Annotated in this window: 10 protein-coding genes; 6 read left to right on the plus strand and 4 right to left on the minus strand. The window is 70.4% G+C overall.

Going from position 1 to position 13,963, the window contains the following annotated elements; all coding sequences use genetic code 11:
- Window positions 1-20 precede the first annotated feature (20 nt).
- From AC3ANJ_RS16025 to AC3ANJ_RS16035, 3 genes are all read left to right on the plus strand, one after another.
- Window positions 21-2,093: a beta-galactosidase gene (locus tag AC3ANJ_RS16025; protein ID WP_488317157.1), complete on the plus strand. Its 2,073-nt coding sequence runs from the start codon at window positions 21-23 to the stop codon at window positions 2,091-2,093.
- Between the two features lie 28 nt (window positions 2,094-2,121).
- Complete coding sequence (locus AC3ANJ_RS16030) at window positions 2,122-3,408, plus strand: ABC transporter substrate-binding protein (RefSeq protein ID WP_488317158.1); 1,287 nt, start codon at window positions 2,122-2,124, stop codon at window positions 3,406-3,408.
- 92 nt (window positions 3,409-3,500) lie between these two features.
- Entirely contained in the window at window positions 3,501-5,732 is a 2,232-nt protein-coding gene (locus AC3ANJ_RS16035; RefSeq protein ID WP_488317159.1) for a beta-galactosidase, read from the plus strand.
- On the opposite strand, the gene AC3ANJ_RS16040 is transcribed toward AC3ANJ_RS16035, so the two are convergent.
- Window positions 5,717-6,730 (minus strand): LacI family DNA-binding transcriptional regulator, encoded by a 1,014-nt coding sequence (locus tag AC3ANJ_RS16040; RefSeq protein ID WP_488319294.1) that lies wholly within the window; start codon window positions 6,728-6,730, stop codon window positions 5,717-5,719. The genes AC3ANJ_RS16035 and AC3ANJ_RS16040 overlap by 16 nt on opposite strands.
- A gap of 64 nt (window positions 6,731-6,794) precedes the next feature.
- On the opposite strand from AC3ANJ_RS16040, the gene galT reads away from it, so the two are divergent.
- The 3 genes from galT (at window position 6,795) to galE (ending at window position 10,394) form a co-directional block, all read left to right on the plus strand.
- A complete protein-coding gene (gene galT, locus AC3ANJ_RS16045; protein ID WP_488319295.1) occupies window positions 6,795-7,970 on the plus strand; it encodes a galactose-1-phosphate uridylyltransferase in 1,176 nt (391 codons plus the stop codon).
- 44 nt (window positions 7,971-8,014) lie between these two features.
- Window positions 8,015-9,196: a galactokinase gene (galK, locus tag AC3ANJ_RS16050; protein ID WP_488317160.1), complete on the plus strand. Its 1,182-nt coding sequence runs from the start codon at window positions 8,015-8,017 to the stop codon at window positions 9,194-9,196.
- A 220-nt stretch (window positions 9,197-9,416) separates the two neighbouring features.
- A complete protein-coding gene (gene galE / locus AC3ANJ_RS16055) occupies window positions 9,417-10,394 on the plus strand; it encodes a UDP-glucose 4-epimerase GalE (protein ID WP_488317161.1) in 978 nt (325 codons plus the stop codon).
- 34 nt (window positions 10,395-10,428) lie between these two features.
- Here the strand turns inward: galE and AC3ANJ_RS16060 are convergent, their stop codons facing one another.
- The 3 genes from AC3ANJ_RS16060 to AC3ANJ_RS16070 are packed head-to-tail and all read right to left on the minus strand — an operon-like array spanning window position 10,429 to window position 13,873.
- Window positions 10,429-11,781, minus strand: coding sequence for an MFS transporter (locus AC3ANJ_RS16060; protein WP_488317162.1), 1,353 nt, complete (start codon window positions 11,779-11,781; stop codon window positions 10,429-10,431).
- A gap of 23 nt (window positions 11,782-11,804) precedes the next feature.
- A complete protein-coding gene (locus AC3ANJ_RS16065; protein ID WP_488317163.1) occupies window positions 11,805-12,728 on the minus strand; it encodes a polysaccharide deacetylase family protein in 924 nt (307 codons plus the stop codon).
- On the minus strand, window positions 12,725-13,873 hold the full coding sequence (locus AC3ANJ_RS16070; protein WP_488317164.1) for an ROK family transcriptional regulator: 1,149 nt from the start codon (window positions 13,871-13,873) through the stop codon (window positions 12,725-12,727). Before AC3ANJ_RS16070 ends, AC3ANJ_RS16065 begins: the two co-directional genes overlap by 4 nt.
- Between the last annotated feature and the right edge of the window lie 90 nt (window positions 13,874-13,963).

Below are 13,963 nucleotides of genomic sequence, written 5' to 3' on the forward strand. Positions count from 1 at the left end.
AGAACCTGGAGCTGCTCGACGTGCTGTACGGAGCCGACTACAACCCCGACCAGTGGCCGGAAGAAGTCTGGGACGAGGACGTCCGCCTGATGCGCGAGGCCGGTGTGAACATTGTGAGCCTCGGCATCTTCGCCTGGTCGCGCATCCAGCCCGCCGAGCATGTGTGGGATTTCGCCTGGCTCGACACGGTGATCGACAAGCTGCACGCCGGGGGCATCAGCGTGAACCTGGCGACGGCCACGGCATCCCCTCCGCCGTGGGTGAGCGCGACGTACCCGGAGACCCTTCCGGTTGACGAGAGCGGTGCGTCGTACTGGCCGGGCAGCCGGCAGCATTTCGCCCCGTCGTCGCCGACGTACCGCCGGCTCGCCGGCGAACTCGTCCGCCGTCTGGCCGAGCGGTACGTGGAGCATCCGGCCGTCGTGATGTGGCACGTCGGCAACGAGTTCGGCTGCCATCTGTGGATGGACTTCTCGGATGCCGCGCGCGACGCCTACCGCGTCTGGCTGGCGAAGCGTTACGGCACGATAGACGCGCTCAACGCCGCGTGGGGCACGAGCTTCTGGTCGCAGACCTACGGCGCCTTCCACGAGATCCTCCCGCCGCGCCTTGCGCCGTACAGCCACAATCCGTCGTCGATGCTGGACTGGCGCCGCTTCACCAGCGACATGCTGCTGGAGTGCTACCTGGCCGAGCGGAAGATCCTGCTCGACGCCGGCGCCACCCAGCCCATCACGACGAACTTCATGGGTCCGTTCAAGCCCGCCGACTACCGCCGTTGGGCTCCGCACATGGACGTCATCGCCGACGACTGCTATCCGGACCCCGCCAACCCGCATCGGATCAGGGACGCCGCGTTCCAGCGCGACCTCATCCGCTCGCTCAAGCCCGGCGTGCCATGGATGCTGTGGGAGCAGGCGACGGATGCCGTGAACTGGCGTCCTGGGAACCCCGGGAAGCGCCCCGGCGCCCTGATGGCGGAGACCGCCCAATCGATCGCCCGCGGCGCCGACGGGATCATGTTCTTCCAGTGGCGCCAGTCCCGCGCGGGCAGCGAGAAGTTCCACTCCGCGATGCTGCCTCACGCCGGCACGTCCACGCGCACGTGGGATGCCGTGACCGAACTGGGCGCACGTCTCGCGGCCCTCGGCGATCTGCCCGCCCCTGGCCGCGACGCCCAGGTCGCCCTCGTTTTCGACTGGGAGAACTGGTGGGCCGTCGAAGAGCGCGACCACCCGACCGAGATCGACTACCTGGCGCTGACGCTGGAGTGGTACGGCGCGTTCCACGAACGAGGCATCCAGGTGGACATCATCGCGCCGGAGGATGCCGGAGCCGGGTACGACCTCGTGATCGCGCCCGTCCTGTATCTGCTGCGCGAAGAAGGAGCATCGGCGATCGCCCGCTTCGTCGAGGACGGCGGGACGGTCGTCACGGGGCCGTTCACCGACATCGTCGACGAGCACGACCAGTTCCGCTCCGGCGGCTTCCTGACCCTGCTCGGGGATGTGGTGGGACTGCGCTACGAGGACTTCGGCGCCCTCGCGGGCGAATCGACCGGAGGCAGCGGTGTGGGTGCGCTGAGCGTCGACGCCGCTCAGGCCTCTCGTGCCGCTGCAGCCCGCGGCACCGTGTCGTTCTCGTTCGAGGGCGAGTCGCATGCCGGTCGCCTCGTGGCCGAGACGGTGCATCCCGCCGGGGCGACGGTCCTCGGGACGTTCGAGACCGGACTGCAGGCCGGGTCCCCCGCCGTCACGCGGAACCGCTTCGGAGCCGGCGAGGCGTGGTACGCGGCCACCCAGCCCTCCGGCGACGCTATCGGTGCGATCGTCGACGCCGTCGTCGCGGCATCCGGTGTCCGTCCCGTCGTCGCAGACCTGCCCGCCGGGGTCGAGGTCGCGCGACGCGGCGATCTCGTGACACTCATCAACCACGGCGATGCCCCGGTCGAGGTCGCCGTCGACGGAACGGATGCCGAGACCGGCGCCGCCGTCGCGCAGGTGTCGCTCGAGTCGCAGGGCGTCGCTTTCGTGCTGGCGCCCGTCGAGCGTGCCGCCCGGTCGGCTCCGCTCGTCGACGCCGCCACGTTCTGATCCCTTCCCCCACACGACAGGAGCACCCATGCCCACACCTCGCCGCCTTCTCGCCGCCACTGCGCTGGCGACCGGCGCCGCCCTCGTCCTCGCCGGCTGCGGCAGCGGCGACTCCGGCGCGTCGGAGGAGTACGACCCCGACGAGAAGGTCTCGATCGACTACGCCTTCTGGGGCAACGACGACCGAGCGACCCGGTACAACGACCTCATCGAGGCCTTCAACGAGGAGCACCCGAACATCACGGTGAACGTCTCGTTCACCGACTTCCCGAGCTTCTGGGAGAAGCGCCAGACCGAGGCCGCCGGCGGCGGGCTCCCCGACGTCTTCCAGTTCTCGGACAGCTACCTGCGCCAGTACGGCGAATCGGGCAACCTGCTCGACCTCGCCGAGGTGTCGGACCACATCGACATGTCGACGTTCGACGATGCGCTGCTCGGCACCGGCGCCCTGGGCGACGTGCAGTACTCGCTGCCGACCGGCTACAGCCTGTGGGCGAACTTCGTCAATGACGATCTGCTGGCCACTGCGGGCGTCGATGCACCGGAGGAGGGCACGTCGTTCGAGGAGTTCGACGAGTGGATGGCCTCGGTCACGGACGCCACCGGCGGCGCCGTCTACGGCGGCACCGACTACACGCAGCGCATCCAGCTGTTCGAACTGCAGCTGCGCGCGGACGGCGGCAACCTCTTCACCGAAGACGGCGAACTCGGCTTCACCGAGGACGACCTGCGCGAGTTCTGGGAGTCGGGCGACACGATCCGCGACGGCGTCACGGTGCCGCAGCAGACGCTCGAGGAGCTCTCGCCGAAGTCCGGCTTCGGCGCAGGGATCACGGCGAGCGAGATGAGCTGGAGCAACTTCCTGGGCGGCTACCTCGCCGACTCCGGCGCCTCGTCGATCTCGATGATCGCTCCGCCCACCGCGAAGGAGGGCTCGAAGGACCTGTACCGCCAGGCCGGGCTCCAGGTCGCGATCGCGGAGAACACCGAGCACCCCGAAGCCGCGGCGATCTTCCTCGACTTCGTCGTGAACAGCGAAGCCGCCGGCGAGATCTTCGGCACGACGCTCGGATTCCCGGCGTCGTCGTCGAAGCTCGAGGGCACGACCCTCGAGGGTGCCGACAAGCAGGTCGCGGACTACATCGAGGCATCGGCTGACCGCATCGGAGACGCACCGCCGGTTCCGGTCGTCGGCTTCGGCTCGCTGGAGCAGACCTTCTGGGACCTCGGCAAGTCGATCGGCCTTGGCGCCGTGTCGGTGGATGACGCGGTGACGCAGTTCTTCGCCGAAGCCGACGTGATCCTGGGCAGCTGAGGCCCGATCCGACCGCGAGAGGGCAGTACCGCACGGTGTCGCTGCATGCGACCGTGCGGTACTGCCCTCTCGGTATCCCCCCCTGGAGCCGCATGACCTCCCTTCTGCATCTCGATGCGACCGGCACCGCCCGCGAGGAGCGGCGCCCTCGTATGGCGAACGCCCTCGACCACCGTGAAGGCCTCGAGTTGACGAGCCGTGCGCTGCTGCGCGACGGGATGCCGTGGCTGCCGGTCTCGGGAGAGATGCATTACAGCCGCGTTCCGCGTGAACGATGGACCGACCGACTGCGGCTCATGCGGGCCGGCGGCATCACGGTCGTGTCGACCTACGTGCTGTGGCTGCACCACGAACCCGTCAGGGGTCGGGCGTCGTTCGAGGGCGACCTCGACCTCGCCGCGTTCCTCGATGCCGCCCACGCCGAAGATCTGGAGGTCGTGCTGCGCATCGGCCCGTGGGCGCACGGCGAGGCGCGCAACGGCGGCTTCCCGGACTGGGTGCAGCGCGCCGATGTGCGGCACCGCACCGATGACCCGGCCTACCTCGCGCTCGTCGAGGAATGGTTCCGGCAGCTCGGCGCCGCCCTCGGCGGTCGCGCAACGCCCGCCGGGCTGCTCGGCATCCAGCTCGACAACGAGCTCTACGACCAGCCGGAGCACCTGCTGACCCTCAAGCGCCTGGCGCGAGAGGCCGGCATGTCCGCGCCGCTGTGGACGGCGACCGCGTGGGGCGGCGCGCAGCTGCCGGAGGAGGAGGTGCTTCCGCTGTGGGGCGGATACGGCGACGGATTCTGGGTGGATCCGGGTCAGCCGTGGGATCCGACCTTCCGCGCGCACTACTTCTTCTCCGACGAGTGGGACGATCCGGGCATCGGCGTCGATGTCCGCGGCACCGAGGCGTCGCAGCGCTCGTCGCTGTCGGAGTGGTTCCCGGCCGCGACGTGCGAACTGGCAGGCGGCATGGCGACCGCGTATCACCGCCGCCCTCGACCCGCCGCCCTCGACGTCGCCGCCATCGCGCACGCCAAACTCGGCAGCGGGTCGGCGTGGCAGGGCTACTACATGTACACCGGCGGGACGAACCCCCGTCCCGGACTCGAGGAGACGCAGGCCACCGGCTATCCGAACGACATGACACGGATGAGCTACGACTTCCACGCACCGATCGGCGAGGCGGGTCGCGCAGCCCCGAGCCACGCCGCGCTGCGCCTGCAGCACGCGTTCGCCGCGGCGTTCGGCGACCGGCTCGCCCCGGCCACGGCGCACTTCCCGAGCGTGCGTCCGGCGGGCGTGGAGGATGCCGAGACGCTGCGCTGGGCTGTGCGCGGCGGCTTCGCGTTCCTCGGCTGGCATCAGCCGCACGTGCCGCTGCCGACCTTCGCCGACGCCCGGTTCGAGGTGGTCCTGGATGATCGGAACGTCGTCTTCCCGAGTGCTCCGGTGGACATTCCCGCAGGGACCCTCGCCCGCTGGCCGCTGGCTCTGGACGTCGCCGGGACCGAGGTCGCGTGGGCCACGGCATCCGCTCTGACCGTGCTCGCGGGCGAGGTGCCGACGCTGGTGCTGATCGAGGATGCCGGGATCCCCGTCGAGATCGCGCACGACGGCGTCGTCCAGGATGTGCTGCCCGGCGGTCGGGCGCTGCGCATCGGCGGCATCGACGTGCTCGTGCTGCCTGCAGCCGATGCCGCGCGCACCTGGGTCGTCGAATCCGGCGCGCGTCGGCTGCTGGTGTCGGAGGACGAACTCACCTGGGATGCCGCGGGTCACGTGTCCGTGCGGACCTCGCGTCCGCGGCCGGAGGTCCGCGAATACGTCGGCGGCGCGTGGCGCGATCTGTCGTGGCGGCATGTCTCCGGGGCGGCGAGGGAGCTGTCCGTGCCGGTGCGGGCGGTGCGGCATCCGTCGACGCCGTCGGGAGACTACGGATCGCGCGCCGATCGGCAGGCCGCCCCGTCGGATGCCGAGTTCGACGCACACGCGGCCGTGCACGCGATCGAGGTGCCTGCTTCGATCGAGGACGATGCCGTCCTGCTCGTGCACTGGGCCGGCGACGTCGCCCAGGTGCGCGTGGACGGCCGGACGGCGACCGATCGGTTCTGGGACGGCTCCGATCTCGTCGTCAATCTGCATGACGCGGGCGTACGCGCAGGGTCGGTCGTCGAGCTGCACGTGCTGCCGCTGCGCCGCGACACCGGTGTGCATCTGCCTGCCGATGCCGCTGGTCGGCTCGCCGCGGCATCCGAGGTCCTGTGCGGGGTCGATTCCGTCGAGCTCTCCCAGCGCGCACTGTGGGGCGAGTTCGCCTCTCAGCGCGGCATGTGACTCTCGCGCTCGACGAGCGTCGTCCCGATCACGGCACCGTCGGCCGCGCCGCCCGCGATGTCCGCCGCCAGAGCCTCCACGGCCCGGTGCGCGAGAGCGGCGAAATCCTGCCGGATGGTCGTGAGCGGGGGGCGGTAGTTCGCGGCATCCGGAACGTCGTCGAAACCGATCACGGCGACGTCCTCCGGAACTCGGCGGCCGGCGTCCGCGAGCGCCCGCAGCAGACCCAGCGCCATCTGGTCGTTCGCGCAGAAGACCGCGGATGCCGCGGCGAACGCCCCCGCGGCCGCATATCCCGAGTCAGCCGACCAGTCGCCTCGAACGGCTGGTGGCGGCTCGATCCCCGCCTCGACCAGCATCTCGCGCCAGCCGCGTTCGCGCTCGGCGGCGGCGAACGAATCTGCCGGACCTGCGAGATGGTGAACAGGAGTGTGCCCGAGCTCGAGCAGTCTCGTGGTCGCGAGCGCCGCTCCCCCGGCATGGTCGCTGTGCACGGCACGGAGGCCTGCGCCGTCCGCCGCATCCACCACGACGAGTCGCAGACCGGCAGGGCGATCGGATGCCGGCACCAGCGCGGATGCCTCGTTGAGCACGATCGCGCCGTCAGCACCCTGGTCCTCCAGCCGGTGGAAGGCGCGGCTCACACCGTCGGCGCCCGCGGCGGTGACGACCGTGAGGGCATAGCCGCGCTCTTCGGCCGCCTCGGCGGTGGCCTGCAGCATCCGGGAGTTTCCGACGGTGGCGAGGGTCGTCACGACGAGGCCGATCGTCTGCGAGCGGCCGGTGCGGAGTGCGCGAGCGGCCGGATGCGGGCGGTAGCCGAGTTCGGCCATCGCGTGCTCGACGCGCGAGCGGGTCGCAGGGTCGACGCGCGGGCTGTTGTTCACGACGCGGGACACCGTCTGACCGGAGACACCGGCGAGCGCTGCGACCTGCGCCATCGAGACACGACCGGAAGGCGCGCGGCGCCGACCCGGCGGGGTGTCGTCATCCGTCATCGGCATTCTCCGTTCCTTCGTGTTGACGTTACCATCCGCAAGGCGGTACCGTGTTTACGTGAACATGCAATCTGCGGAGCTGCGAACCACCGAGCTCGCCGCCGGCGTCGTCAAGCGGGCCACGACCCTCGCCGACGGCCGCGAGCTCATCTACTTCGACGACCCCGAGTCGACTCTCGGCGCCGAGCGCTCGGTCGACGCCCGCGCCCTCGACCCCCGCCCGGAAACCGCGTCCATGCGTCTGGACATCCTGACCGGCGACTGGATCACGGTCGCCGCGAACCGGCAGAACCGCGTGATGATGCCGTCCGCCGATGCCGACCCGCTCGCACCCCAGACGCCGACGAATCCGTCCGAGATCCCCTCGCGCTACGACGTCGCGGTGTTCGAGAATCGCTCGCCCGCCTTCGGCCCCGCCTTGCCGGACGGGTTCGGTGGCGTGCCGGTGGCATCCAATCCTCCGCGGGGGCTCGACGACCTCGCCGCCCTCGGCCTCGAGCGCGCCCGCACGTCCGTCGGCCGCTGCGAGGTCGTCTGCTTCAGCCCGGAGCACTCCGGATCCTTCGGCACGCAGACCGTCACCCGCGCACGCACGGTCATCGAGGCGTGGGCGGATCGCACGGCCGCCCTGTCGCAGATCCCCGGGATCGAGCAGGTCTTCCCGTTCGAGAACCGCGGCGAGGCGATCGGCGTGACCCTGCCGCATCCGCACGGCCAGATCTACGCGTACCCGTACGTCACGCCGCGCACCACGCGGGTGCTGGACAGCATCGACCGCACCGCCCCTGACCTGTTCGCGCGGATCCTGGACTCGGAGCAGAACTCCGACCGAGTCGTGCTCCAGGGCGAGCACTGGACGGCGTTCGTGCCGTTCGCGGCCCGATGGCCACTGGAGGTGCATCTCATGCCGCACCGCCACGTGGCCGACTTCGCCGGGACGACGGATGCCGAGCGAGACGAGCTCGCTCCCCTGTATCTGCGGCTGCTCCGCGGCGTCGACGCGCTCTACGAGACGCCCACCCCGTACATCGCGGCGTGGCATCAGGCCCCCGTGCACGTCGGACGCGACAGCGTACGCCTGCACCTGCAGCTCACCAGCCCGCGCCGCGCGGCCGACAAGCTGAAGTTCCTCGCCGGCAGCGAGTCCGCCATGTGGGCGTGGACCGCCGAGATCCCGCCCGAGAAGTCGGCCGAGCGTCTGCGCGAGGCCATCGCCTCCGTCGCCGAGCCGACGTCCTGACATCCCTGCTGTCACACGCAGCGACGCACACACCCGAGGACCCCATGACCACTGAATCCACCGCACACGAGCTCTTCACCTCGATGACCGGTCACGAGCCCGACGGCGTCTGGTCGGCACCGGGCCGCGTCAACCTCATCGGCGAGCACACCGACTACAACGAGGGCTTCGTCCTGCCGTTCGCGATCCCTCACCGCACGGTCGCCGCGGTCGGAGTGAGAGACGACGTCCGCGGCCGTGTGCGCGTCGCCTCGACCTTCGCGGACGAGCCGGTCGAGGTCGCCCTCGACGAACTCGGCACGCTGTTCCCGACTCCCACCGGGTCCGAGCCCGCCGTCCCGGAGTGGGCCGCGTACCCGCTCGGGGTCGCCTGGGCGATGCAGGATGACGGCATCACCGGCACCGGCGTCGACATCGCGATCGCGTCCGATGTGCCCATCGGCGCCGGCCTCTCGTCGTCTGCCGCGATCGAGGGTGCCGCGGCATCCGCCCTGAACGACCTGTGGTCGGCCGGGCTCGACAGGACCGCACTCGCCCGGATCGGCCGCCGTGCCGAGAACGAGGCCGTGGGCGCTCCGACCGGGATCATGGACCAGATGGCGACCATGATCGGCGGCGTCGACACCGCGATCTTCCTCGACTGCCGCTCGCTCGAGGCGCAACAGGTGCCGCTCGCCGTCGCCGACTCCGGGCTCGCGATCCTCGTGATCGACACGCGCGTCAAGCACACGCACTCGACCGGCGGCTACCGCGATCGCCGTGAGGCGTGCGAGCGCGGAGCGCAGATCATGGGCGTCCCGTCGCTGCGGGACGTGTCCGTCGACGGCCTGCCGCGTGCCGCGGAGCTCATGGACGATGTGACATTCCGCCGCGTGCGCCATATCGTGACCGAGAACCAGCGCGTGCTCGACACCGTCGCCGTGCTGCGGGCCGAGGGCCCCCGCGCGATCGGCGACCTGCTCGTCGCCTCGCACGTGTCGATGCGCGACGACTTCGAGATCTCGGTGCCCGAGCTCGACACCGCGGTCGAGGCGGCTCTGGCCGCCGGCGCCATCGGCGCCCGCATGACCGGCGGCGGCTTCGGCGGTGCGGCGATCGCGCTGATCGAAGCGGATGCCGTCGACACCGTATCGGCGGCCGTGAACGCGGCGTTCGCCGCGGCCGGATTCGCTGAGCCGACCCTGTTCACCGTGACCCCGTCCGCCGGCGCCCGCCGCGACGCGTGAGCCCAGGGGTCGCGAATGGTCGCTTCCACACTCGCGAGGCGACCATACGCGACCCCTCCCCGGACGAGTGAGCCGCCCGCGGAAAGCCAGGGGTCGCGAATCGCCGCATCCGCACCTGCGAGGCGACCATACGCGACTCCTCCCGTGGCCCGCTCCGACGGCGCCCACCGCGAACCCTGACAGAATGTACGAGGCGCGCTCGCGCCACGGAAGGAGCACCATGAGTTGGATCGTCACCGGCGGCGCCGGCTACATCGGATCGCACGTCGTCCGCGCCCTGGCCGATGCCGGACTCCAGCCGGTCATCCTCGATGACCTCTCCAGCGGTGTCGCCTCCTTCGTGCCCGAGGGCGTCCCCTTCGTCCAGGGTTCGATCCTCGACCGCGACCTCGTGGAGAAGGCCCTTCGCGATCACGATGCCGAGGGCGTCATCCATGTCGCCGGGTTCAAGTACGCCGGCGTCTCGGTCCAGCGGCCGCTGCACACCTACGCCCAGAATGTCGAGGGCACCCGCATCGTCCTCGAGGCGATGGCGGCCGCCGGCGTCGCGAACATCGTGTTCTCCTCGTCCGCCGCGGTCTACGGCACCCCCGACGTGGCGCTCGTCACCGAAGACACCGCGAAGGCGCCCGCCAGCCCGTACGGCGAGTCCAAGCTCATCGGCGAATGGCTGCTGCGCGACGAGGCGACCGCGACCGCGGCATCCGACAAGCCCCTGCGTCACACGTCGCTGCGCTACTTCAACGTCGTCGGATCCGCCGACCCGACGGTGTACGACGTCAGCCCGCACAACCTCTTCCCGATCGTGTTCGAGGCATTGCTGGCAGGCAAGACGCCGCGCATCAACGGCGACGACTACGCCACGCCGGACGGCACCAACGTCCGCGACTACGTGCACGTCGGCGACATCGCGGCCGCGCACGTCGCCGCCGCGAAGCGCCTGTCCGGCGGCGAGTCGATCGAGCCGGCGTACAACCTCGGCTCGGGCGACGGGCTGAGCGTCAAGCAGATCATGGATGCCGTGGCCCGCGTCACCGGCATCGACTTCACCCCCGAGATCGGAGCGCGCCGCGCAGGCGACCCCGACCGCATCGTCGCCGCCGGCGACCTCGCGGCCCGCGACCTGGACTGGAAGATGCGGTACACCGTCGACGAGATGGTGCGCACCGGCTGGGAAGCCCGCCGCAACGCCGGCTGACCAGCCGCACCGCATCCGCGGGGGCGACCGGGCGTCAGGGAACCGGAAGAGCCGCCGCCGGAGCGAGATCCTGCGTGCGGATCGGATAGAGCCAGAAGCACACCCACGCCAGCGCCGTGAACACCAGCGGGACGACCGCGAGCATGATCCGGATGCCGCCGTCGACGCCTCCCGGTTGCGCATCGCCGAGCGACGCATCGAACCCGCTGGCGTTCAGCGCCCAAGCGGCGACGATCGCCTGCAGCACGACCGAGCCTCGGACGACGAACCCGTTCACGCCGAAGTAGACGCCTTCGCGCCGCTGACCGGTGTGCTCGGCATCCGCGTCGATGATCTGCGACAGCACCACCTCCAGCAGCTGCAGCAGTCCGCCGACGCCCACGCCGACGGCGACGCCGACCAGCGCAGCGCCGAGAACCGTGGCGGGCAGCAGATAGGCGAGCACGGCGAGGCCGAAGACGGCGACCGCCCAGAGCAGAGCTGTGCGCGGCGTCGTGCGCCGGACGACGGCGCTCCACAGCACGATCGCGGGGATCGCCGTGACGAAGATCGCCCCGAGGAGGATGCTGCCTTCGCCCTCGGCCGCGTGCAGCGAGTAGCGCACGTAGAACGGGATCGCGGCGAGGATCACCGCGATCGCGGTCTGCACGAACAGCGACCCCAGCACGTACGGCACGAAGGCGCGATTGCCGAACGTGTAGCGCAGCTGATCGCGCCAGGTCATCGAGGCCTCGGCATCCGGCGCTTCGCCCCGGCGCTCGATCATGCCGCCCACGAACGACCAGATCAGCATGACCAGGCATACCGCCCCGAGCGCGATGGCCATCCCCGGCCACCCGATCGCGTCGTACAGCAGCGGTGCTCCAGCGGTGCCGAGCACCATCCCGACGATCGCGAAGATCTGTCGCGGAACGTTGCCTCTGGCGCGCTCCGCCGTCGTGCGGAAGATCTCGGGGAACAGCGCCGAGATGTTCAGCACGACCACGACGAACGCGATGTCGTACACCGCGGCCACGATGAGGAACCACACGATCAGACCGGCTGCGGGCAGGGACGGAGGCATCCAGACCAGGGCGAACGCCACCACCAGGGGCACGATCCCCAGACCGATCCACGGCACCCTGCGCCCCCACGGAGTGCGCATCCGGTCCGACGCAGCGCCCACCAGAGGATTCAGCAGGGCGTTGAGGATGCCGTGGGCGATCATCGCCCCGGCGACCCACTCCGCGGGCACGCCGAGGTGCGCCACGTAGAAGTAGACGACGAAGGCAGAGAACGTCTGCGCCATCAGCTGCGTCGGGAATCCGGACGCGCCGAAGGCGATGGTCTGCGCCCTACCAGGAGCATCGGAGAGTCTGCGGTCTCGCAGGCGGGTGACCAGACTCATCGTTCGCTCCCTCGTCAGCGGGCTCAGCCGCGCTGCAGGTCTCTCAGCGCGCGCCAGCCGACGCGCACGAGTCGTTCTTCCGCGATCGTAGCGGCCACGAGCGGATCCGTGAGCAGTCGTCGCTCGAAACCGCGCTTGGCGGCGCTGAAGTCGACCGCCGCACGCAACTCATCGCCGTCGACCATCGGATGCAGGAAGATCTCGGTGACGCCGGCCGGCACGGCGCGCAGCAGCTCGATGAAGCCGTCGCGCGTCTGCTCGTACGTCTCCTCTTCGTCCGTTCCCTCGTTCGCCAGCGGGAACGGATGCGTCCAGGTGCGGTCAGGGATGACCACGCCCAGTGCGTCCGCGCCGGCCGCTGCGCGAGTCGCGGCATCCTGGAACTCGGGCGCGAACTCGGTGCCGTCGACGAAGCGCGGCAGGCGGAACGGCAGGCCGTGCTCGGCCGCCAGCCCCAGGGCCTCGCCGAGGAAGTCGCGGCCGGTGGCCAACCCGTAGACGGATCCCATGTGGTTGTCGAGGTGGGTGACGTCGACTCCGGCATCCCGTGCGGCCCGCAGCTGTGCGGCGAGTTCGGCCGCGACGTCTCCGGCATCCGCCTGCTCTTCGACCGAGCGCACCAGCGCCGGGAAGAACCCCGCCTCGTCGACGAGCGACGTCGCGGTGCCGGTCAGCGGCCGCCACCGGTAGTCGGTCCACTCGCTCGTGAGCACGAGATGCACGCCGACGTCGAGATCGGTGCGATCCGCTGCGAAAGCGAGCGCTTCGGGCGCCCACGCGCACGGCACCATGATGGTCGCGGAGTCGAGATCGCCCGATTCGAGCAGTTCGGTGATCGCGGTGTTGGCCGCGTGGCACATCCCGAAGTCGTCGGCGTTGATGATGATCGCGCGCGTCTCGGGTGCGAACCCGAGTCGTGCGATCAGGTCGGAGGAGGGCAGCTTCATCGCTGGGTCCGCTCTGTCGGGGTGAGGATGCCGGAGAAGATCGTGTCTCGGAGGACGGTCGTGGCTTCGCCGACGGCACCGACCAGCGTCGCCTCGCGTCCGAACGACGACACCAGGATGGTGAGCGGCAGCAGATGCCCGACTTCATCCGCCGCTTGCCGCACGGCATCGGCGAATGCGGGATGCGCCGCGTCCCCGGCGAGGATGTACGCGGCGGGGTCGAGCACGAGTGTGATGCTCCCGGCGACGAGGACCACGCGGCGAGCGAGCTCGGCCATCATCTCGACAGCCGCCCCGTCTCCTTCCAGCGCCGCGTCGAGGTGCACGCGCAGCGGCTCGCCGGGGTCGCGTCCGTTGGTCAGCGCGAGATCGGCGACGACGACCTCGCTCAGCACGGGGGCCCCGATCGGCAGCGACGGCTGCGGCAGGTACATGACCTCGCCGGCGATTCCGGAGGCACCGCGGTGCAGGGCGCCGTCGATCACGATTCCCGCACCGAGACCGTCATCGATCGTCAGCAGCGCGAAGCTCTCGATTCCGGTCGCCACGGTGCCGGACAGTTCGGCGAGCGCGGCAAGATTGACGTCGTTCTCGATGTGGACGTCGCACCCCAATCGCGTCGCCAGAGCGGACCGGAAGGCCCCGCCGTCCGGTCCGTGATCATCGCGAATGGCACCATCACGGCTGACGATGCCCGGTGTGCCGACGACCACCACGCGCAGCGGCCCCGCCACGGGAGTCAGCACCCTGGTCAGCAGTTCGGTCAACGCGTCGACGCGCTCCACGAGGTCGCCGGCCGGTGGAAACCGGCCGCTCTCCTCGGCGATGACGCGTCCTGTCGGATCCAGGATCGCCACGCTGGCCGAGTGATGGTCGATGTGCACGGCGGCAGCGCACCCGAGGGCGGGGTTCAGCGCGACCCGGGCCGCCGCGGGACCGCGAGTCGCCCGGTCCTCCCCAGCGGATGCCACAGCTTCCCCGTTCTCCAGCATCCGTAGGACCTGAGTGACTGCAGTCCGCGACAGCCCGGTCTCGCCCATCAACTCCGCACGGGTCAGGGGGCCGCGCCGTGCCAGTGCCTCCAGGATCGCTCTCGCGTTCAGGCTTCGCAGCAGGGTCTGCGGGCCGGCTGGAGGTCGTGTCACGTGGCTTCCCCGCGCTTCGTCAAGATGAGTATGTCATGAAGTGTCACACTTCTCGACACATTGTGTCATACCCGTCCCCGGAAGCCGATG

The organism is Microbacterium sp. STRO-1N, assembly GCF_057748015.1.